Raw genomic sequence first — 20,708 nt, 5'->3', positions numbered from 1 at the left:
TGTTACCCTTTATACGTACGAAATGTTATAAAGGTTTCAAAAAGTCCCTTACCCTTTTTTAAAATAGTTAAACGTTTCAAAGGAGGCTTAACATGACTTCTACTGACACAAATCCCCTCATTAGATTGGAGGATGTTCTTCGTCTGCAGCAGATGATGCAGCACAAACCTCCTGCTATTCTCCCGCTCTCTTTTATTGGAGAAGATGTAAAATGGATTAAAGAAATTCGAAGAAAAGTAAAAAAAGCTAATCAAAACAATGTTACACGTACACAAGCTTATTTGGACTATTATCAAAAACACCCTGAAATTCACTGGGCTCTTTTAGCACACTTAGTTTCACGAAACGGCGGCTATTATATGACAGATCTCTCCACTACCTTAATAAAATCCCTGCTTTCATCAGAGAAACAGCACGCATACTTCTTGTTTTTAGAACATTCCAACTCAGCGATATTTCATGATGCTTACGCTCAGCTGTTACTCTATGAAAAAAGCAAAGAGCAAAACAGCAATCTGTTTCATTTACTCCCCGCCTTTCACATATCTTCTTTTATGAAAGCTGTTTGGAATGACTTTTGGCAGCACAGAAACAAAACGCTCTTATCAATAGCCCTGATTGTGAACGAACAGTATCATATCGAAAAAAATGTTCTCTTTAAAAAAGAGTTTCAGCGTGATGTTCTTAACTCTTGGCAGTTTCACACTCAAAATTTTCTCGGTATGACTCAAATCGTCTTTCCCTATTATTCAGGTAATAAAATTGATTTATGTGGAACGAAAGTCTACCATTTTGAGTCTGTGATAAGACGGATTGAAGTGGGAAAAACCCTATACGTTCTTCTTTTTTATTCAAACTTGCATGATGCTATTTATACCTTTAGCCTTAAACACCCTCATACAGGGTCTCGAAGCGATTATAATTCAGATATATTTACAAATGACAGAACTCATTCCAAAAAGCTCTATAGCCCGACTTTAACTATGAGCTGGGGAGACCGCGTACATCTTTTTTTAAGAAAAGAAGATTGGTTTGAAGACGAAAGCATATTTTCTCTTCTTGACTCTATTCCCGCTTCTTCAGTTAAAAAAATTCCCCTTCAGCATCATATAAAAGTGCAATCCGCTATAAAAGCTGCTAATCCTTTTTCATAACCGCTGTCTCATAAACAAAACGACGAGTTTCCCCGTCGTTACAGATGTATCTATCTTTTTATTCTTCATCTTGCTCATCAATAATACATTTATCAATGAGATAATCAAAAGTTATATCCGCTAATTCGCCTAGCTCTTCTTCAGCGGGAACATAGCCTCGCTTGACTAGTTCATTGTAAAAGAACTCCGCAATTTCTTCCGTATCAATGACCACTTCGATTTCTTTCACAATATCACTCCTTATCCCGTTTGAACGGATTAGCGTACCTTATTTTTCTTAAAAATAGGTTCACTCCATCTTCTGCTTGAAGTTTTACCTTATACACATTTATGAACAATTTGGCAATAGTATGTCTAAAATTTCAGCAGTTTAAATAGAAAGGTAATTATACCCATTCTTTTTTCATTACCATCGCCGTATACACAATAAAAGATAGCTAAGAGAGATGTGATGATCTATCTCGGCTATCTTTTATTTATTAGGCATCTACCTGCTATTTTCCTTGTTCGGATTTTGCTATCTTTTTTAAATGTTTCAGCACTAAGTTCATGACTTCAGCGTATTCTTCATCTTCAAAAAGCTCATACAAAAATTTATAATCATTGTACACATCTAAAAGACCGTTTATAATCTCATGCTTTTCTTTAGTTAACCTCACTTCTTCTTTTTCAGAACCGTTTTGTTTTTTCATCTTTGGTAGCAACTCCGTCTTTTTAATTTCTTTACCTAAATACAACATATCAACACTTTGAGCGTAATTTTCTGTTTCCTCATGAGGAGTTACGAGAATGAGTTCTTCTTCACTAGCCTCAAGCCATTCTCCATCTGTTACACGTGACAATTCATAGACAATATCTTCCCATGAATCCTCTTTATAACGCCATATTTCTGTTCGAATACCAATGATTTTAAATAACTCTTTTCCATAATTAAAAACCTGGACGATATCGCCGAAGAAAAATTTATATTCAAGCTCTACTCTTTCCTGTACTAATATTTGACCTTCATATTCTTCTAGAAGCTCAATTGTATCTTCTAAAAAAAGACCTTCACTATGGTTGATTTCGTATACAAAAATCCCATCCATCACTTTTATATCGGTAATAGTGCCAACGGTCCCGTATATTGTTACAACGACTGTTTCACCAATTCCGTATTTAGGTTTTTTCTTCCCTGCCATCGTCGCACCTCCTTAGTAAACATACACCTACTGAAAAGTTACAATATTATATGCAGTAACTAAAAAAGGGGAAGTATAACATCTTTAGAACCAAGCCTTTATTATCTATTGCCCTCTATCATTTTTTTCTGCTTATTGTACAGGCTAAGGAAAATAAAAAGATCCGAACGATTCATCGTTCGGATCTTTTTATTTTCTCACGCATTATTTTGATAAAGCTCCCATGCTTCATCAAATACGGTCATACTTGATAAATAATGTCCGTTGAGCTCTAAATAAGAACTCAGTTCGTCATAGTCTGTTGAAGATTTCGGGAAGCTGTGATCATCATAAGCACTTCGCGCAAACTCTCCCATTCGATCATGTTTTTTATTTGATCGGAATTTCATTATATAGTGATAAAAGGATTTCATCGTACTCCCCCTCCAGCGGTATGTGTATCTTTTCTATCATTTTTTCAAGAAATCTACAACTTTCTTCTGTGATATGTAGATGTCGAACACTGCAATATGAGTGTTTTACTGGACAAAAAATATTAAATTCATGTTACAGTTGCAAAACAAATTTCACTATTAGCGTAACGAATAAATATTGTTATATCAATATTTTTCTTTTTTCAAAAAGACATTTGTAACAAAAACACATCGTTTTTATAACAAAAGCGTTGATTCGACAGGTTTCTCAAGCCTTTATGTAATTGCAAAAAAGAAGAATTCATGTTTTAATTCCGTAGTGAAAGGTTATTCTAACAATAATCGCCATTTAAATAAATCTTGTTGGTGGGAGGTTTACATCAGCATATGTTGAGGAAAAATAATACTATGAATACTCGAAATGCTTACTTTGATAATGCTAAATTCGTATTAATTTTTTTAGTTGTATTTGGGCACATGATTTCTCCGTACCGAACAGATAGCAGCGGAATGCTGTCCATTTATCACTTTATCTTTATTTTCCATATGCCTGTCTTTATTTTACTAGCAGGTTATTTCTCGAAAAATTTCCATAAAAAAGGATATTACAAAAAAATATTTACAAAGGTGGCTCTTCCTTACTTAGCTTTCCAAACGATCTATACTCTTTATTATAGTGTGCTTTATACAGATGAAACGTACACGCTTCAATATTTGGTTCCTAGATGGGCAATGTGGTTTCTACTGAGCTTAATTTTTTGGAAATTAATGCTTCCTTTCTTTGCAAAATTCCCAATGTGGATTAGCTTAACTGTCTCTATTTCGCTTGGACTTGCAATGGGCTTCATTGATATTGACGGATTTGATAAAATTCTAAGCATTAGCAGAATGTTTGTCTTCTTCCCGTTTTTCCTTTTAGGCTACTATTTGTCACAGCGACAAGAGCCTTTTACAAATCTTTTGACAGCGCGAAATCGAATCATTGCATCCATCGTATTACTAGTTACATTAATTGGAAGCTATTCTTTCTTAGACGACACGGCTTACACAGATATGCTGTATGGAACGAACACGTACGACAATGTGGCCGAATTTTTAATGCGCGTTTCTCACTATGGAATTGCTTTTCTTGTATCTTTTGCCTTTATGGCTTTAATTCCAACGCGCGGTTTTGCTTTAACAAGCATTGGACAGCGATCACTATACGTGTATTTATTGCACGGCTTCATTTTAAAATGGTTCTTTACAACTGACTTCTCAAAAAGTCTAGAGCCAACATCATGGGGTATTATCGTCTTAATCGCACTGTCCATTTTAGTAACGATGCTTCTTGGCAGCCGTATTGTCGATTGGTTCATCACCGGTACCAAGCTCATCGTTCAGTTTGTTACACCTAAAAAAGCCATTCAGAAATTTTCATTAGCATTCAAACGTACGTTTTCATAAAAGTCATACTCCTTTAGGAGTATGACTTTTTTCATTTTCTTTAGAGAAACCAAGTAAATAATTTCATTTTGCTGAATTTTATGTTAACGTTTTAATATCTAAAGGAAGGGAGTTTTTCAAGATGGAATTAGCATATTATGCTGGAGAGTTTAGAGATATTAACGAGGCTGTTATTCCAATTGATGAACGCGGTCACCAGTTTGGAGACGGTGTTTATGAATTTATTCGTGTATACAAAGGAGTTCCGTTTTCGATTGAACGTCACTTAGACCGCTTAGAAAGAAGTGCAAAGGCAATCTTTATTGAACTGCCGGTTTCAAGACAGGAACTAAAGGACATCATTCGTCAAGGAATGGAAAAATCAACGTTAAAAGACGCTGATATTTATATTCAAGTTACGCGCGGGATTGCTCCTCGAAATCATTTATTTCCTGATGTACCTGCACAATTAGCACTCACAATACGCCATCCTCGCCAAACACCTGAAGAAGCCTATGAAAAAGGCATTTCCACTCTTCTATTGGAAGACGAACGATGGGCTAATTGCTATATCAAATCATTGAACCTACTTCCTAACCTTCTGGCCAAACAAGCTGCGGCTTCTAAAGGGTGCAAAGAAGCTATTTTAGTAAAAGACGGATACATAACCGAAGGGTCGAGCAGCAATGTATTTGCGATAAAAGACAACGTCTTGTTCACGACTCCTGCCACAAGAAAAATTCTATCCGGTATTACGCGCGCTAACGTACTGGAATGTGCGCAGGAACAAGCCATTCAAATCCGAGAACAAAATATGACTCCTTCCTTTTTAAAAGACGCTGATGAAGTTTTTATTACGAGCACGTCCGTTGGTCTTTTGCCCGTTTCGAAAATAGACGAAGTCGAACTTCCAACTGTTCGTCCTGTTACAGTAGCTTTAAAGCACGCATACAGCCTACGTACTGCTGGAACAAAGGCTTATCAATAAGAAAATCCGCCCCTTACAAAATAAGGGGCGGATTTTTAGAATTTAAAGTAGTTGCGCTTTAATAATCTTGGCACTTTTAATAGCTCATCATACCGAATGGATTCATCAAGTTTTTTTGTATCGACAAGAAGCAGCTGTGTTTCCACTTCTTCTATGATCTCTTCTTCTTGATATGACATCCCGCAACCTGAACAGCTGATACATGGCATATGAGTAATTTCGATACTTCTCGTTCCATCTGGCAATTCCCAGTATGCGGTATTGGTTGTTTCTACCGCTTTTTCTTCTTCGCACCATGCGCATTGAACAGTCATATTACAGGACCTCCTTAAGATGATGGAGCATCGTCGCTTTTACCGTCTTTTTTCAATTGAGCTTTAAACTTTTTATCTTTTAATTCATCTCTTTTTTCACGTTTGTCTTTTAGGCTTTCGTGAGCACTGTCACTTTCATATGTTTTACGTCTTTTTACTCTCCCTAACCCTTCCGGTACAAGGTTGAATTGAGCATCATTCATAAGACCCGAGATGCCGATGGAAGAATCTTTAGCATCCGATTCTGGATAAACAGCTCGAAAATAATCATCTGCACGCCCAGGCACATAGCTTTCTGGCTCCGGATACGTCGTAATCACGCCTTCAAAGTTTCGCAGAACAACTTTACTTGCGCTTTGACTAATAATATAGTTTGGTTGAACGGCAATCTTTCCTCCACCTCCTGGCGCATCAATAACAAACGTTGGAACAGCATAGCCAGACGTATGACCTCGCAGCCCTTCCATAATTTCAAGCCCTTTGGAAACAGGTGCGCGGAAATGCCCAATTCCTTCTGATAAATCACATTGATAAATATAGTAAGGACGAACGCGTATTTTTACTAAATCGTGCATAAGCTTTTTCATGATAGCTACGCTGTCATTAATCCCAGCTAAAATAACCGCTTGATTGCCAACTGGAACGCCTGCATCGACAAGCATTTCACATGCTTTTTTTGTCTCTTCCGTAATTTCAATGGATGTATTAAAGTGAGTATTTAACCACACTGGATGATATTTTCTTAAAATGGCACATAAATTTTCCGTTATTCGCTGGGGAAACACAACGGGTGCTCTGGTGCCAATTCGAATAATTTCCACGTGGGGAATAGCTCTTAAATTTTTCAAAATATATTCTAAAATGTTGTCATTAATCAGCAAGCCATCACCGCCTGAAATGAGTACATCTCGCACTTCAGGTGTTTTGGCGATATAAGCAATCGCAGCATCTAACTGTTTTTTTGGAACGCCCATTCCAATTTGTCCTGAAAACCTTCTTCGAGTGCAGTATCTGCAGTACATGGAGCATTGATTGGTAACTAAGAACAAAACGCGATCCGGATAGCGATGAGTCAATCCTGGCACTGGAGAATCTTCGTCTTCATCTAGCGGATCTTCTAGATCGTATTTTGTTTTATGAAGTTCTTGGCCAACCGGAACAGACTGCATACGGACGGGGCAGCGAGGATCATCTGGATTCATTAAAGATGCATAGTAAGGCGTAATATTAAGCGGAATGGTTTTGGTTGAAATGCGCACTCCTTCTTCTTCTTCAGGAGTTAAATTAATGACTTTTTTTAAATCATCTAGCGTTCGAATTGTGTTTGTTAATTGCCAAATCCAATCGTTCCACTTTTCCTCGGGCACATCTTTCCATAATTCGATATCTTTCCAATGTCGGGACGGCTTATATAAATCATATAACATACAATCGCTCCTTTATGAAGATTTACTATTGTTATATGTTACAGCCCATAAATTGGTTAATTATTTCTCATCCTTTACTTTTTGATAGATCCTTCACCCATACGTTCATATCTTCTAACGATTTATAAATGTAACAATTATTCGTTAACCGTCCCGTATAGGTATACCCAAGCTGATGAAAAGCGGCATTCATCCCAAATGAAAGCGCTCTCGCTATTGTGTATGCACAAAAAATATGCCTCTGTTTTAGCTCCGCCTCTAGTGCGCTTAATAAATGCTTCATGAATCCATACTTTCGGTAAGCAGGGAGAGTCGCACAATCCGTTAGTTCAGCATTGTGATAGACATAGTCAATTTCAGCAGAAGCAGCGCTAACGATATCGTTCTTGTCAACGATGATATAAAACAAATTATCTTCTTGAAGCAAACTAAAGAGATACTCTTCTTCATAGAGGGGAGTCGGATACACTGTGAAGATTTGACGGTAGAGCTGAGAAAGTTGTTTGGCGTCAGATGAAATGGCTCGGCGCATGATCAGTTGATTCGATAAAGGAGAATAATCAGATGTCGGCAAATTCAAAACATCTTGAAGCAGCTCTGTTTCTTTTAACGTCTCCCCGCTGTCTCGGCGGGATTGAGACGTATAGTAGCATAAAAGATACGCGTCGCTTCCGTTAAAATAGTAGGGAACAGTTGCTTCTAAAGAAAATCCCAAGCTCATCCAGTCCAACAGATGTTCGGCACGTGCTTTTATAATCCACTTTTCGTACGTTGCCTTATCCATTTCTTTATATATATAGCTGTAAATATCGTTCACATTTCCCCGGTAATCATCCATTCTCAGACGCTTGTTACATTCATCTAAAAAAAGAGTCATAGCAAAGGTTGGTTGACAAATAGTTTCTTGTTTCGCCATTTGTTTGTATCCTCTCCCTTTTTAGCTTAGTCCGCAATACTGCACCAGTCTGCTACGGTGAGCGCAATAATTTCTGCTGCATCAAGCATCGTTTGAATACAAATATACTCATTTGGAAAGTGGGCTACTTCTGTTACTCCTGGTCCAAACACAACTGTTGGAATATCTCCAACTTGTGACAATATCCCTCCGTCCGTTCCCCAAGGAGATGCTTCAATGATCGGCTGTTTCTGTTTCACATGATAAAAAGAGGACGAAAGAGAGGTCATAAGCGGATGCTCTAATTCAATTTCACCAGGAAGCCAGTGGGCCCCAAACCATTCCAAGTCGACAGGATGCTCAGCAAACCACTCATCACACTGAGGCAAAAGTTCAAGCCACGATTTCATTTCCGCTCTGACATTTTTCATTTTTTCATGCGGAGCAACTCCTATCCTGCCTTCTAATACTACTTGATCAGCAACTGAAGAAGGCCACGTTCCTCCTTGTATATTTCCGATATTAATGGGCACGGGAATGGGAATTTTATTATAGAGCGGGTCTGTAATTCGGCTGTTTCTCTCTTTTTCAAGACCCTCAATATGTTTAAGCACAACAGCTGCTTTTTCAATGGCACTCACGCCTTCATACCGAGTCCCTCCATGTGCTGCTACTCCATGTACGGTCACGCGAAACCACATCGAGCCTTGTTGTTTAGGAAAGATCTTCATGTTGGTTGGTTCTGGAATAATGGCACCATCTGCTTTATACCCTCTAAGCACGCAGGAAAGTGTTCCTGCCCCTCCGCTTTCCTCTTCTACTACGCTTTGAAAAATAACATCTCCTTTTAATGAAATACCTAGCTCTTTTAATGCTTGAATCGCTAAAAGTAACGACACATTTCCTCCTTTCATATCCGTTGCACCGCGCCCATATAAGTTTCCATCTTTTACAACGGCCGTATAAGGGTCTTCCTTCCACTGTGAAAGATCGCCGGGAGGCACAACATCAATATGTCCGTTTAAAATGATGGATTTTCCCCCACCTTTTCCTTTTAACACGCCTACCACATTCGGGCTATCTCGGAAACTAGAACGGTTGGAGGCAAAAGCTTCATGGGTACGAAGTGTTTTTTCGTCTGGTTCCCATATATCAATATCTAACTGCAGCTGTCGAAGGCGTTCAATGACAATTGCCTGCGCATGCTTTTCAGAACCCTGTACGCTTGCTTCTTCTACGAAACGCTTGAGTAAACGCACTGCACTTTGACGATGCTCTGTCATCCAGTTATGAATAGATTGCTGTATGTTCATGTAATGGTCCTCCTTATCGTATCGTAATCAATTGATCACTCAGGCGAACTGTCGCTTCTGTTGAACTCAAAATATCCTCTACGGTATAAGGAGACATTAACTCGGTTAGAAGAAGCGCATCTTTTTCTACTTTAAAAACCGCCCGATCCGTAATAACTAATCCCACGCAGCCCGAAGCAGTAAGAGGTAAAGAGCATGTCTTGACCAGTTTTGGTTCTCCTGTCTTGCTCGTATGATTCATTAGCACAATGACTTTTTTCGCTTTTTGAGCTAATTCCATCGCTCCTCCCATCCCAGGAACTCGCTTACCTGGCACAATCCAATTAGCTAAATCCCCTTTTTCACTCACTTCTAACGCACCAAGAATGGTCATATCGACGTATCCTTTTCGAATCATCGCGAAGGCTGTAGCACTATCACAGTATGAAGCCCCTTGAACAGTAGTTGTTGGATAGCCTGCTGCATTGCAGACATTCTCATCTTCTTCACCTAAAGGAGGCGAAGATCCTAACCCTAAAATTCCGTTTTCAGCATGAAACATCACATGAACAGCGCTTGGTACATAATTAGGAATAAGAGAAGGAATGCCAATCCCTAAGTTAACAATCATGCCGTTTTTGATTTCAGCCGCAGCACGTCTTGCAATACGATGACGAATATCTATTCCCAAACCCATTTCCAATTCACTCCTTTTGAAGGCACAATATAATCCACAAATACGCCTGACGTCATCACATTCTCTGGGTCAATGTCGCCAAGAGGAACGATTTCCTCCACTTCAGCAATAGTTATACGACCTGCCATAGCCATTAATGGATTAGTGTTTCGAGCGCTTTTATCATAGAGCAAGTTGCCGAATGGATCTGCTTTTTTTGCATATACAAAAGCCACGTCGGCTGTGAGCGGTTTTTCAACTAAAAATGTCTTGCCGTCTACTTCCACTTTTTCTTTTCCAAATTGAATAATGTCATTTTCTATTCCTACATCAATCAGTACTCCTCCAAGTCCAACTCCCCCCGCTCGAATCCGTTCAGCAAGCGTTCCTTGAGGAGAAAACTCAACTTTCAGCTTTTCTTCTGTCATCAGCGTTCCAGCCACGGGATTCGATCCAATGTGAGAAGCGATCAGTTTTTGAATTCTTCCTTGACTTACTAATTTTCCCGCACCAATATGAGGAAAGCCTGAATCATTACATATCAGTGTGAAATTTGATTTTTCGCTTTCAATAAGGCCGTCAATGAGAGAAGGCGGACTGCCTACGCCTCCAAACCCTCCTATCATCAGCGTAGCAGCATGATCCACGTATTCAATTGCTTGTTCCACAGTTGTAATCTTTTGAAATGAGTTTTCGACCTTTGTCACTTATTTCACCTCATTTCCCTGTTTTTCATTTTGTACTTCATACAATGTTTTCGAAAGCAACACGACCGCTTCATCAAGTTGGCGATGAGTAATCGTAAATGGCGGCGCAATAATAATACCGTCTCCTTCTACTCCATCTGTTCCTGCTTGTGAAGGATAAAGGAGAAGACCATTTTTATGGGCTTTACTTATTACGCGCGCCGTCATATTTTCGGAGGATGAAAAAGGCTCCTTCGTTTTTGGATTTTGTACAAGCTCAAGACCAACTAGTAAGCCTTTGCCACGAATATCACCAATGATAGGGTAAAGAAGTTGAAGCTCCTTCAATTTTTTTACTAAATAGGCTCCTTTCAGCGCTACTTGTTGAACAAGATCGTTCTTTTCAATATAGGCTAAGACAGCTAGCCCTACAGCCGCTGACAGCGGATTAGCGCTTAGCGTATGGCCGCTCATAATTAATTTGGATCCGTTCATGATAGGTTCAATCGTTTTGCTGCTAGCTAACGTAACGGCTATCGGTGTATATCCTGCTCCCACTCCTTTTCCAAGCGTCATGATGTCTGGTTTAGCTCCCCAGTGCTCATATGCAAACATCACGCCTGTACGCCCAACTCCAGTCATGACTTCATCGGCTATCCATAACACATCATATTTATCACAAATTTCTCTTATCACTTCATAATAACCGGGTGGAGGTGTAAGAGCTGCTCCGGCAGCTCCTACAATGGGCTCTGTAATAAAAGCAGCAATATGTTCAGGGCCGGTTCGTTTGATAACTGTTTCCAATTCGTGTGCACAAGCAAGATTACAGGATGGATAGGTTTGATGAAACGGACATCGATAGCAATAAGGAGGTGAAACCGAAGGATAATCTTCAAGCAAAGACGAGAAACGTTTTCGTCTTCCAACGTGCCCTGACATAGACAGCGCTCCTATTGTAATACCGTGATAGCTCATCCAGCGTGACAAAACCTTTGTTTTGGTTGGCTTTCCTTGCTCTTGAAAATGCTGAATGGCTGTTTTCATAGCCGTTTCAGTCGCTTCTGTCCCGCTGTTAACAAAAAAGCTCCACTGGAAATGATTGCTGCTTAATTCACATAGTTTCTTAGCTAAGGCTTCCGTCGGATCGCTTGTAAACTGCGACCGATATACAAACGCAACTTTCTGTGCCTGATCCGTCATCGCATCAATAATTTCTTTTACGCCGTGTCCGATACTTGCTGTAACTGCCCCTGACGAAGCATCTATGTACTTTTTTCCATCTTGGTCGTACAAATAAATTCCTTTTCCATATGAAATAACTGGGTAGTCGTCGTCGAGCAGCGGCTTTATCACATGGGTCTTATTCATTTCCGCACTCTCCTTTCAAACACATACTCTTATTAAACTGTATGCTGAAAAGAAGAGTTTCTTGCCAATAAAAAAAGCCCTAGCATATAGCTAGAGCTTTTACATTTATTAAGCCGATTGCGTTACAGATTTATCGATACGCTTTGCTTCTGACTCAGCCACAATAACGGCACACGCAGCGTCTCCCGTAATATTTACAGATGTACGAAGCATATCAAGCAAGCGATCAATCCCGATAATCAATCCGATACCTGCTACAGGCAGGCCAACCGAACTCAATACCATCGCTAGCATAATGAGACCAACTCCCGGCACGCCTGCTGTACCAATACTAGCAAGCACCGCTGTTAATACAACCGTCACAAGAGCACCCAGCGACAGGTCAACGCCGTATACTTGCGCAATAAAAATAGTCGCGACACCTTGCATAATTGCTGTTCCATCCATGTTAATGGTAGCACCTAACGGCTGAACAAAACTGCTGATGGACTCCGGGACACGAAGATTTTTTTGAGCCACATTCATTGAAATCGGAAGCGTTGCACTACTGCTTGATGTACTGAATCCAACTGTCATCGCAGGAGCAAAACCTTTAAAAAATTCAATAGGGTTACGTCTGGCCATAAGAGCGACTGACCCCCCATATGTTACAATCGAATGGATGAACAGTGCGAGCACGACTACAATCATGTAAAGCCCCATCGCTTTAATTGCCTGCCAGCCTTGACTTCCAACCGCTGTTGCAAGAAGCCCAAATGTTCCGTAAGGAGCAAACTTCATCACTAGATTTACAAGGTACATCATCAATTCATTGCCTTGCTCGAGTAAATTATAAAGCCCTTTGGTTTTACTTCCAAGCATCGTAATACCAAAACCGATAAAGATAGAGAAAACGATAAGTTGAAGCATATTCCCTTCAGCCATCGCTTGGATTGGATTGACTGGAATCATATTTAAGAATGTCTCTCCAACCGGCGGTGCTTTTTCAGCTTCAAAAGAAGCGTTTTTTGTATCAAAAGATCCAAATGTTCCTGGTTTAATAACAAACGCTAATAATAAACCAATTACAATAGCAACGGTTGTTGTCACTAGGAAGTACGAAACTGTTTTTGCCCCGATTCTTCCCAGTTTTTTAGGATCTCCTAAACCTGCTACGCCTAACGTGATAGAGAAAAACACAATTGGTACAACAAGCATTTTAATTAAGCTTAAGAAAATTTGCCCAAGCGGCGTAAACAAGTACTTGTCCAGCGGAGCAAAAGCACTTGGAGCAAAAGCATTAATCAACACTCCTACAACAGCACCAGCAATTAGCGCGATAATGATCTTTGTCGATAGCTTCATAGATTTACCTCCCATAAATAAATTATATTAGAATGATTCTAACTACTATACTTATTTTACCATGCATTGAGGGTGATAACACTCAAAATATACAATATATTAAAAATTTTCAGATTAATAGTTTAGGAATATTTTTAGCTATACAAAAAACCATGAGAATATCATGGTTTCATAGACCTGTTATTCCCTCACTGAATGCTTACGGAGTTAGCTGTCGGATTCGGGTACGTGAGTTACCCTACTTGATTCATTCAAGATTCACCCCAAGTACATTACGCACAAATATGGGTCCTCCGTTCTCTTATAAAACAAAAGAGATTAAGCAAATAATTTTCTTTAATATTTTTGCATGATAATAATTGTTACTTTAATTAAAATTCATTTTATGTATTCCTGTCAAGTTTTTATTCAAAAATAATGCATGATTTTATCGTAAAAAGTTGAGAATTGTTATATTTTAAAATATTTACACCATATTTCAATAAACCAAAAACACCTATTTAACAAGACTTACAATCTAATGAATAAAAAATTAATTCAAAAAATAGTTTATAAAGTGAACTTTCTTCTCATTAATATCATTCATAAATATGTATAATTATTCTAATATCCATGTACTTTACTGCTTCCATAAATATTTTACTTATCAAAAAAATAACTCTTTCCAACTGTTGATTTTATCCTTGTACTGCTTGATATACACTCCCTAAAATTTCACTGACTTTATTGATGCGAAGAAATCGACATTATCAATTCCCCTTATTCTACTTAATTCTGCTCAAGATAGAAGTATAGATTTCCTACTATCTTTTAAAAAAGGAGCGGGTAATTATCGTATAAAACTATCGGAGTTGGAGCGGTACAAGTTCTTTACTTTTTACTTATTCCCTCTCGTTATTTAACCCATAAAAAAAAGAGGCCGTGACGGCCTCTTTTTTTATACAGTAACAGGTTCAGAACTTGCTTTACGATTCTTTAATTTTTCAACAATGTCACGCGCTACCCACACACCACACGCACTTGCCTGCGCGAGTCCTCGCGTAATACCAGCTCCGTCTCCTCCCACGTATAAACCGGAAATTTCAGTTTCAAACTTATCGTTTAACTTCGGACGGGCGGAGTAAAATTTCGCTTCCACACCGTAAAACAGCGTATGTTCAGATGCTAACCCAGGCGTTACATGATCCAGTGCTTCTGTCATTTCAATTAAGCTTTTCATTGTATTGTATGGAAGCACTAAACCCAAATCACCAGGGACAGCTTCTTTTAACGTTGGTTCTAAAAAGCCTTCTTTAATTCGATTCGCTGTTGAACGGCGCCCCTTTAAAATATCTCCATACTTTTGAACAACTAAGCCTCCGTTTGACAGCATATTAGCTAATCTTGATACTTCGTGCGCATATTCGTTCGGCTGATCAAATGGATCCGAAAATTTATGAGAAACAAGCAGCGCAAAGTTCGTATTTTGACTTCCAAGCTTCGGATCTTTGTATGCGTGTCCATTTGCTAACATAATCCCTGAATGATTCTCTACTACCACATGCCCTGAAGGATTGCTGCAGAACGTTCTGACTCTTGTACCTACAGACGTATTGTAAATAAATTTCCCTTCGTACAAGTGCTTGTTGATTTCTTCCATAACAACGTTAGATGTTTCTACTCGAACACCGATGTCTACTTGATTGTTAATCATTTTCAAACGGCGTTTTTTTAGTAAGTCGCTCATCCACTTCGAGCCGTCTCGACCTGGTGAAACCACGACTTTATCAGCCGTAATTCTGTCACCATTCTTCAATTCAATACCGCGCACGATATGCTGACCATCTTCTTTTTCTGTTATTAAATCGGCTACTTCCGTTTTATACTGCATATCAATTTTTTCTTTTAAGTATTCATAAATGCTTTTTAAAATTTCTAAATTTTGCTCTGTTCCTAAATGACGCACTTGGGCACGCAATAGCTTTAATCCTGCTGCGTATCCGCGTTTTTCAATTTCACGAACTTTATCAGTTAACGGATCCGTAATCGTATCGGTTGCTCCGTGTTTTAAATTAATTTCATCCACGTATTTAATTAAATCTACCACCTGTGATTCAGACAGATAATCCGTCATCCAGCCTCCAAATTCACTGGTGATATTAAACTTCCCATCTGAATATGCGCCGGCTCCACCGAAACCATTTGTGATAGAACAAGCAGGCAAACAGCCAGCAAACTCTTTTCTGCCAACTGCAGGGGGACATTTTTCAATTTTTTTCTGAAGAATCGGACAATTACGTCGATAGATATCGTGTCCTTTATCGATTAATAAAATAGTTGCTTCCGGTAATTTTAACGTTAGCTCATAGCAAGTAAAAATTCCAGCGGGTCCTGCCCCTACCACAATAACATCATATTTTGAGTTCATTGTACATTCTCCCATCATCTTTTTTCTTTGGGTAAAAGATAAAAGTTATTGACCGAATTTTCTTTTTTTATTATCATTCGGTTATTTTCTAGCCATTTGATAATATATCAAAAACAAACCCTTTAGTCAACAATATACACGAACATTAAAATAAAAAAATAAAAAAACATTCGTTTTTATTTCAACCAAATAAAAACCAGCGAACGAATAGCAAGCGCTACGAAATGTTCACTGGTTCTTTAATATACGGAAGAGCAATTTCTACTTTTGTTCCTACTCCTACTTTACTCGCAAATGAAATATGCCCTTGATGCTGTTCGATTATTCGGTAGCTAATCATTAATCCTAGCCCAGTTCCTGTTTGTTTGGTGGAATAAAATGGTTCACCTAGCCGAGCTAAAGATTGCTCATCAATTCCACATCCTTCATCCTCGATAATGACCATGCCGTATTCATTTCTTTTCTCAACGGTAACTTTAACTGTACCTTTGCTCATTGACTCAAGCGCATTTTGAATTAAATTAATAAAAACTTGTTTAAGCGCATTTTCTTCACAAAAGATTGTAATCTCATCACTAATCTCATTAATAATACGACAATTTTTATAATTGGCGTGTGTATCTAATAGTAATGTCACGTGACGTATGATTTGATTGAGACTTTTCGGATGGTATGAATTTTCAATTTTAGGCTTGGCCAGCGTTAAAAATTCTTGAATAATGGATTCGACGCGATTCAATTCTTCAAGCATAATATCATTGTATTCTTCATTATACTGTTTCGATGCTTTTAGCAGCTGAATAAACCCTTTAATCGCCGTCATTGGATTACGGATTTCATGTGCTACTCCTGCCGCTAGCTTGCTCACCATTGTAAGCTTTTCAGATTTGCTTGCCATTTCATCATATTTTTTTCGATCCGTTACGTCGCGAATAATATACTGAATGGCATCCTGTCCTTCAAACTTAATTTTGGTTGCCGAAGATTCAATAATGACGACCCCTTTTTTAGTCAATAGTTTCACATCAACACGTGGCCTCACGGACATTCCATTCATCAGCTGAACCATTCGTTCTTTTACAATTTCTAAATGTTCGGGATGAATAAAGTGAAGCCAAGGACGCCCGATATACTCTTCTTTTTTCTCGCCGCCAAGAAGTTTAACACCAGCGGGATTCAAATATTGGATTCTGCCTTCTCTCGTTACAATAAATGCATCTTGACTTTGCTGGACAAACTGCTTATATTGCTTCATTTTCCGAATGACTTCCTCTTGCTTTTCAATACTTGAGGAAAACTCTTTCCACTGAACAACTAAGAGCGGAATATCTTCTTCCGTGCGCTGAATATGGATATGCATCGGAAACTGCTGATCTACTTTTTTCTTAAGTAAAACAACTTCTTCCTCTTGCTTTCTTAACGGTTCCACTTCATGCTTTTCAATAAAAAAGCGATTTGGCTCTTCAAATACATTACAGGAAAGAAGCCGTTCCTCCGTCGTTTTAAAAAGGTGGCAGCAAGCTTCATTTAAAATTTGAATATCGCCATCCATATTCATTACGAGCATTGGTGTAAATGACATTGAAAATAGCTGTTGAAATACTTTTTCCTTTTCCATATATTCACCTTCGCTTATTGAGTTACTAGCTATAGTATAATATGGTAAATGTTGATTTGGCAAAATTTTTTTATTATTTAAACAATTTATATGTAAGTTTGTCCTTTTCCATCTTTTATAAAAAGCTCGCACATGCGAGCAAATGAGACCTAATCAGCAAAAACAAGTGCAGCCAATGATGATTAATAAAATAAATAGCACAACAATTAATGCAAATGACTGGCCCGTTCCGCAATGATGATAACCGCCAATTGGATAGTGGCAAGTATCATATAGGTGGTGATAGCCTCCGTGATGGCATGGGTCGTAACAATCGTAGTTATACATAGCAATCTCTCCTCTTGTTTTTTTCATTTCGTACACTGTACTTTATATGCGTTAGTTGATTGTCCTGTATGTGCATTCGCCCATTTTTTACTTTCTCTTACGCCATATTCGCCTTTTGGGCTGCAGCGTATACGAAAACAACAAAAGTAAAATACTGCCCATCACCAGTAGCGTAGTAAAATCTTTCATAAACTCAATAATGACCCCTATATACGGGAGATGGTATGCGTAGCTTCCAATCACTTTAAAAGAAGCAGGCAAAGAATTTCTTTGAGCTGTAACCAGTACATCAGGGTCTTGATTATGGGCCAGTACAAGTTCATTCTTTGAAGAAGATGATTCGTCTCTAAAGACAACTATATCTCCGCGATGCAGGTGGTGATAATCCGTTTCTTGAACGGTCACAGTGAAACCAAATAGGCTTGGAACTGTGCTAACAAATAAAAATGTAAAGCAAATTGCATAAAGAACAAGTACATATCGAAACGCAGAAAACATACATTTATTGATCATAGGTAATCAGCTCAATTCGCTCGGTTACTTTATTTAGCGCGGGGGTAATGTGATTAAATGAAGTAGAGCGCTCTGTAAATTGAATTAAAAGTAGCAGCAGTAAAAAACTTAACATGATTAACCGTAGCATCCGAGCATAAAAATCACGCATGCTCTCACTCCTTTTTTCTATACTAAATTCAGTCGTACAATAAGCCTTCAGTCAATAATTTGATTCAGTATATGCACATAGAGGGCGTTTGGCTCATTGTTTCTTCTTGGAGGTCTCGGGAGTGATCAGTGATCGGCATAAATTATGAGTTTTAGCATATGTTTGGTTACGTATGGAAATGTTTTTATACTCCGACAATAAGGGAGCTGAACATATGGCTAATTATTCCTTTGATCAATATATTAAAAAAGCAATGAAATACGATTTTCTAGCTAACTACTATAAGTATAGTGATCCATCTAAGCATATTCATTATTATCAAAAGCATTTGTACTATATCCAGCAGGCCATCTTAACTTCTTCTGAAAATACGAATTTACGCGTAAATCCGCCGCAAATTCGTATACTTCACGCTTCTCCAGATTCTCCATCTGTAGATATTTATATTAACAACAAACGAGTGATTCGCAACTTAACTTATAAACAAGAAACAGATTATATTGAATTACAAGAACCTGGAAGATACACAATTTCTATTTATCCCGCTGGAGAAACGGGAAGACCTGTTTTAACGGAATCATTTACATTTGAAGGAAACCAAAATTACACGGTAGCGGCGGTAGATGAGCTAAACAAGCTTGATTTATTATTTATCTATGACAATACGGATGTACCAAGTGGAGAAACGAAGCTTCGGTTTGTGCACCTTTCTCCTGATGCTCCTGCTGTGGATATTGCGGCTAGAGGTGGAGACGTCATTTTTTCTGGCGTGCAGTTTAAAGAAGTCACAAAATATTTGCCTTTATCCCCCATGCATGTTCAACTTAGTGTGCGCATAGCAGGAACCAAAAATGTAGTACTCGAAATCCCAGCACTGAACCTTCGCCCGAATCGAACATATACGGTATATGCCGTCGGATTTGCTAAAAACCGTCCTGCATTAGAAGCGCTGATTTCCCAAGACCGTTAACAAAAAAAACCTTCCAAATTGGAAGGTTTTTTTATTCACTGCGCGAAATTAAACGTACGCGAATATCATCATTTTTTAAATCAAACTTTTGTACTTTTACAGCAAAATCACTCTCTAACTTCATCTGCTGTAACGCTACGTATACTGATTCATTCTTTGGATCGATTGTTACCCATTCTGGTAGCGCAAAATTATTATTTACGTATCGAAGCACTGTGCGGACAGGCAGCTGCAGCTTTCCAACAGAAAGTGACTGCTGTTCAAGCACAATATCTCCATTTTTTTGTACGATCGGATCAAATGTCATTCGAATATTAATATCATCGCCGAATACTTGAATCGTTCCGTCTACTCTTACTACATCGGTAAGAGTAATTTTGTAGTTAAGCGGCTGATTCTTAAATTCTTTTTTTAAATATTTATCAATCAGTACATTTAAGTCCGCTTTTTTAGCCAAAATAGTTAGTTCTGCGTCTCCTTCTACTTTTTCAGAGGGAGTTGGATTGACCTTGTCAACCGGTTGAAAAATAAACGCAATAATAAGGATAGCCCCTAGAACATTAATCCCTAATAACGCGATAAATAGGGTTTTCCACTTCTTCATATAACAATCTCCTTACTCGTTCCCACTCTCTTTCGTGTTTTTCTCTTTTTCATCAGATGTAACTTCTTCTGCTGTTTCCTTTTTCTCGTCTCCAACGAGAGGATCTTCTTCCTCCATTGATTTACTAATGCGCTCAGCCATTAGTTTGTACCCTTTTTTATTAGGGTGAAACTCGTCTTTCCCTAATAAATTTACGTCAGAATCATAAAAAATATCATCAATTTTTACATAACTTACATTATCATATTGAGAAGCAATTTTCTCGCTTGCCGCATTCCATTCATTAATAACGACATTAATTTCTTTCACATCACTTAACGATTTAAAGAATGGATTATAAAAACCGATTAAATAAATATGGGCATTAGGATTAAGCTTACGTATGCGTGAAAACACGTCATTTAGACGTTTTTCATATTTTGACTGCTGTGATTCAAACGTCTTAATTGAGATATTGTAAAAGTAATCCCTTACCACTTTCATCACGTCATTGCCGCCAATTGTCAAGAAAACGATGTCTGCTCTTGATACTTCAGCTGCTACTCCCGGCTGATTTAACCTTGCTAATAGCTGATCCGTCCGGTTTCCTCTTTTGCCTAGATTCTCTGTTCGTACATTTTGCACTTCATTTTGTTTAGAAAGGTATTTAGTTAAGTATGGTACATAACCGCCTTTTTTAGACTCATCTCCTACTCCTTCAGTTAATGAGTCGCCAATGGCTACAATATCTAAATCTACAGGGAAAAAGCCTTTCGGAATATGCTTTTTAGGTGTTAAATCCACTTCTTTCTGAACGGCTTCTTCTTTATTGTCCGTTGGCAAAAAAGTCGTCGTCGAACAGCTCGCTAACACCACCGCACTCATACTGCTTATCACTATACTTTTCCATTTTCTCATCATAACACCTACTAACTATGCTGTATTCTCGCTGTCACAAGCAATACTGCTTACC

General features: G+C 38.4%; 22 protein-coding genes and 1 riboswitch. Of the genes, 4 read left to right on the top strand and 18 right to left on the bottom strand.

Annotated elements, in window-relative coordinates; genetic code table 11:
- Positions 1–92 precede the first annotated feature (92 nt).
- Positions 93–1,154, top strand: a complete 1,062-nt coding sequence (locus tag ACRPLY_RS07900) for a DUF2515 family protein (protein WP_028415113.1) — start codon at positions 93–95, stop codon at positions 1,152–1,154.
- Positions 1,155–1,212: 58 nt separating this feature from the next.
- Here ACRPLY_RS07900 and ACRPLY_RS07895 read toward each other — a convergent pair whose 3' ends face one another.
- The 3 genes from ACRPLY_RS07895 to ACRPLY_RS07885 all read right to left on the bottom strand — a co-directional run bounded on the left by ACRPLY_RS07895 (position 1,213) and on the right by ACRPLY_RS07885 (position 2,748).
- Positions 1,213–1,383, bottom strand: a complete 171-nt coding sequence (locus ACRPLY_RS07895; protein WP_013058720.1) for a YozD family protein — start codon at positions 1,381–1,383, stop codon at positions 1,213–1,215.
- Positions 1,384–1,648: 265 nt separating this feature from the next.
- Complete coding sequence (locus ACRPLY_RS07890; RefSeq protein ID WP_013058721.1) at positions 1,649–2,335, bottom strand: hypothetical protein; 687 nt, start codon at positions 2,333–2,335, stop codon at positions 1,649–1,651.
- Between the two features lie 197 nt (positions 2,336–2,532).
- A complete protein-coding gene (locus ACRPLY_RS07885) occupies positions 2,533–2,748 on the bottom strand; it encodes a YozE family protein (protein ID WP_013058722.1) in 216 nt (71 codons plus the stop codon).
- Between the two features lie 408 nt (positions 2,749–3,156).
- Here ACRPLY_RS07885 and ACRPLY_RS07880 point away from each other — a divergent pair, with 408 nt between their 5' ends.
- Both ACRPLY_RS07880 and dat read left to right on the top strand, forming a co-directional pair.
- On the top strand, positions 3,157–4,194 hold the full coding sequence (locus tag ACRPLY_RS07880; RefSeq protein ID WP_013058723.1) for an acyltransferase family protein: 1,038 nt from the start codon (positions 3,157–3,159) through the stop codon (positions 4,192–4,194).
- Between the two features lie 121 nt (positions 4,195–4,315).
- A complete protein-coding gene (gene dat / locus ACRPLY_RS07875) occupies positions 4,316–5,161 on the top strand; it encodes a D-amino-acid transaminase (protein WP_028415114.1) in 846 nt (281 codons plus the stop codon).
- Positions 5,162–5,196: 35 nt separating this feature from the next.
- Here dat and ACRPLY_RS07870 read toward each other — a convergent pair whose 3' ends face one another.
- The 13 genes from ACRPLY_RS07870 to ACRPLY_RS07810 form a co-directional block, all read right to left on the bottom strand.
- Positions 5,197–5,475: a YokU family protein gene (locus ACRPLY_RS07870; RefSeq protein WP_013058725.1), complete on the bottom strand. Its 279-nt coding sequence runs from the start codon at positions 5,473–5,475 to the stop codon at positions 5,197–5,199.
- 14 nt (positions 5,476–5,489) lie between these two features.
- On the bottom strand, positions 5,490–6,902 hold the full coding sequence (ablA, locus tag ACRPLY_RS07865) for a lysine 2,3-aminomutase (RefSeq protein ID WP_028415115.1): 1,413 nt from the start codon (positions 6,900–6,902) through the stop codon (positions 5,490–5,492).
- A gap of 67 nt (positions 6,903–6,969) precedes the next feature.
- Positions 6,970–7,818, bottom strand: coding sequence for a putative beta-lysine N-acetyltransferase (ablB, locus tag ACRPLY_RS07860; protein ID WP_028415116.1), 849 nt, complete (start codon positions 7,816–7,818; stop codon positions 6,970–6,972).
- 26 nt (positions 7,819–7,844) lie between these two features.
- Complete coding sequence (locus tag ACRPLY_RS07855; RefSeq protein WP_028415117.1) at positions 7,845–9,110, bottom strand: peptidase; 1,266 nt, start codon at positions 9,108–9,110, stop codon at positions 7,845–7,847.
- 13 nt (positions 9,111–9,123) lie between these two features.
- Positions 9,124–9,786: a 3-oxoacid CoA-transferase subunit B gene (locus ACRPLY_RS07850; RefSeq protein WP_028415118.1), complete on the bottom strand. Its 663-nt coding sequence runs from the start codon at positions 9,784–9,786 to the stop codon at positions 9,124–9,126.
- Positions 9,771–10,472: a CoA transferase subunit A gene (locus ACRPLY_RS07845; RefSeq protein ID WP_028415119.1), complete on the bottom strand. Its 702-nt coding sequence runs from the start codon at positions 10,470–10,472 to the stop codon at positions 9,771–9,773. The genes ACRPLY_RS07850 and ACRPLY_RS07845 overlap by 16 nt, the downstream gene beginning before the upstream one ends.
- Positions 10,473–11,822: an aspartate aminotransferase family protein gene (locus ACRPLY_RS07840; RefSeq protein WP_098999605.1), complete on the bottom strand. Its 1,350-nt coding sequence runs from the start codon at positions 11,820–11,822 to the stop codon at positions 10,473–10,475.
- Between the two features lie 108 nt (positions 11,823–11,930).
- Positions 11,931–13,166, bottom strand: coding sequence for a dicarboxylate/amino acid:cation symporter (locus ACRPLY_RS07835; protein WP_057242995.1), 1,236 nt, complete (start codon positions 13,164–13,166; stop codon positions 11,931–11,933).
- Positions 13,167–13,346: 180 nt separating this feature from the next.
- Positions 13,347–13,501, bottom strand: a riboswitch (cyclic di-AMP (ydaO/yuaA leader).
- A 602-nt stretch (positions 13,502–14,103) separates the two neighbouring features.
- The gene (locus tag ACRPLY_RS07830; protein WP_165636113.1) at positions 14,104–15,573 is read right to left on the bottom strand and encodes an NAD(P)/FAD-dependent oxidoreductase; all 1,470 of its coding nucleotides are present in this window, start codon (positions 15,571–15,573) and stop codon (positions 14,104–14,106) included.
- A 217-nt stretch (positions 15,574–15,790) separates the two neighbouring features.
- The gene (locus ACRPLY_RS07825) at positions 15,791–17,191 is read right to left on the bottom strand and encodes an ATP-binding protein (RefSeq protein WP_028415123.1); all 1,401 of its coding nucleotides are present in this window, start codon (positions 17,189–17,191) and stop codon (positions 15,791–15,793) included.
- Positions 17,192–17,344: 153 nt separating this feature from the next.
- Positions 17,345–17,518, bottom strand: a complete 174-nt coding sequence (locus ACRPLY_RS07820) for a YjcZ family sporulation protein (RefSeq protein WP_080518349.1) — start codon at positions 17,516–17,518, stop codon at positions 17,345–17,347.
- Positions 17,519–17,605: 87 nt separating this feature from the next.
- Positions 17,606–18,031, bottom strand: coding sequence for a hypothetical protein (locus ACRPLY_RS07815; protein WP_230624675.1), 426 nt, complete (start codon positions 18,029–18,031; stop codon positions 17,606–17,608).
- A complete protein-coding gene (locus tag ACRPLY_RS07810) occupies positions 18,021–18,182 on the bottom strand; it encodes a hypothetical protein (RefSeq protein ID WP_165573653.1) in 162 nt (53 codons plus the stop codon). Before ACRPLY_RS07810 ends, ACRPLY_RS07815 begins: the two co-directional genes overlap by 11 nt.
- 214 nt (positions 18,183–18,396) lie before the next feature.
- Between ACRPLY_RS07810 and ACRPLY_RS07805 the strand changes: the two genes are divergently transcribed.
- Entirely contained in the window at positions 18,397–19,152 is a 756-nt protein-coding gene (locus tag ACRPLY_RS07805) for a DUF4397 domain-containing protein (RefSeq protein WP_014458542.1), read from the top strand.
- A 31-nt stretch (positions 19,153–19,183) separates the two neighbouring features.
- On the opposite strand, the gene ACRPLY_RS07800 is transcribed toward ACRPLY_RS07805, so the two are convergent.
- Both ACRPLY_RS07800 and ACRPLY_RS07795 read right to left on the bottom strand, forming a co-directional pair.
- Positions 19,184–19,756 (bottom strand): YpmS family protein, encoded by a 573-nt coding sequence (locus tag ACRPLY_RS07800; protein ID WP_028415126.1) that lies wholly within the window; start codon positions 19,754–19,756, stop codon positions 19,184–19,186.
- A gap of 12 nt (positions 19,757–19,768) precedes the next feature.
- Positions 19,769–20,653, bottom strand: coding sequence for an SGNH/GDSL hydrolase family protein (locus ACRPLY_RS07795; RefSeq protein ID WP_432231709.1), 885 nt, complete (start codon positions 20,651–20,653; stop codon positions 19,769–19,771).
- Between the last annotated feature and the right edge of the window lie 55 nt (positions 20,654–20,708).

Origin of the sequence: Priestia sp. TGN 0903 (assembly GCF_050846855.1) — a bacterium.
GTDB classification, from domain to species: Bacteria; Bacillota; Bacilli; order Bacillales; family Bacillaceae_H; genus Priestia; species Priestia zanthoxyli.
The sequence above is the reverse complement of the archived record's forward strand: the minus strand, read 5'-3'. Positions and strand labels throughout refer to the sequence as shown.

Bases quoted from the DNA above. Each gene is read 5' to 3' on its own strand.
- ACRPLY_RS07820 (WP_080518349.1), bottom strand. From the start codon at position 17,518: ATGTATAACTACGATTGTTACGACCCATGCCATCACGGAGGCTATCAC.
- ACRPLY_RS07850 (WP_028415118.1), bottom strand. From the start codon at position 9,786: ATGGGTTTGGGAATAGATATTCGTCATCGTATTGCAAGACGTGCTGCG.
- ACRPLY_RS07835 (WP_057242995.1), bottom strand. From the start codon at position 13,166: ATGAAGCTATCGACAAAGATCATTATCGCGCTAATTGCTGGTGCTGTT.
- ablA (WP_028415115.1), bottom strand. From the start codon at position 6,902: ATGTTATATGATTTATATAAGCCGTCCCGACATTGGAAAGATATCGAA.
- ACRPLY_RS07855 (WP_028415117.1), bottom strand. From the start codon at position 9,110: ATGAACATACAGCAATCTATTCATAACTGGATGACAGAGCATCGTCAA.
- ACRPLY_RS07885 (WP_013058722.1), bottom strand. From the start codon at position 2,748: ATGAAATCCTTTTATCACTATATAATGAAATTCCGATCAAATAAAAAA.
- ACRPLY_RS07795 (WP_432231709.1), bottom strand. From the start codon at position 20,653: ATGAGAAAATGGAAAAGTATAGTGATAAGCAGTATGAGTGCGGTGGTG.
- ACRPLY_RS07825 (WP_028415123.1), bottom strand. From the start codon at position 17,191: ATGGAAAAGGAAAAAGTATTTCAACAGCTATTTTCAATGTCATTTACA.
- dat (WP_028415114.1), top strand. From the start codon at position 4,316: ATGGAATTAGCATATTATGCTGGAGAGTTTAGAGATATTAACGAGGCT.
- ACRPLY_RS07810 (WP_165573653.1), bottom strand. From the start codon at position 18,182: ATGCGTGATTTTTATGCTCGGATGCTACGGTTAATCATGTTAAGTTTT.
- ACRPLY_RS07800 (WP_028415126.1), bottom strand. From the start codon at position 19,756: ATGAAGAAGTGGAAAACCCTATTTATCGCGTTATTAGGGATTAATGTT.
- ablB (WP_028415116.1), bottom strand. From the start codon at position 7,818: ATGGCGAAACAAGAAACTATTTGTCAACCAACCTTTGCTATGACTCTT.
- ACRPLY_RS07900 (WP_028415113.1), top strand. From the start codon at position 93: ATGACTTCTACTGACACAAATCCCCTCATTAGATTGGAGGATGTTCTT.
- ACRPLY_RS07840 (WP_098999605.1), bottom strand. From the start codon at position 11,822: ATGAATAAGACCCATGTGATAAAGCCGCTGCTCGACGACGACTACCCA.
- ACRPLY_RS07805 (WP_014458542.1), top strand. From the start codon at position 18,397: ATGGCTAATTATTCCTTTGATCAATATATTAAAAAAGCAATGAAATAC.
- ACRPLY_RS07890 (WP_013058721.1), bottom strand. From the start codon at position 2,335: ATGGCAGGGAAGAAAAAACCTAAATACGGAATTGGTGAAACAGTCGTT.
- ACRPLY_RS07830 (WP_165636113.1), bottom strand. From the start codon at position 15,573: ATGAACTCAAAATATGATGTTATTGTGGTAGGGGCAGGACCCGCTGGA.
- ACRPLY_RS07815 (WP_230624675.1), bottom strand. From the start codon at position 18,031: ATGATCAATAAATGTATGTTTTCTGCGTTTCGATATGTACTTGTTCTT.
- ACRPLY_RS07880 (WP_013058723.1), top strand. From the start codon at position 3,157: ATGAATACTCGAAATGCTTACTTTGATAATGCTAAATTCGTATTAATT.
- ACRPLY_RS07870 (WP_013058725.1), bottom strand. From the start codon at position 5,475: ATGACTGTTCAATGCGCATGGTGCGAAGAAGAAAAAGCGGTAGAAACA.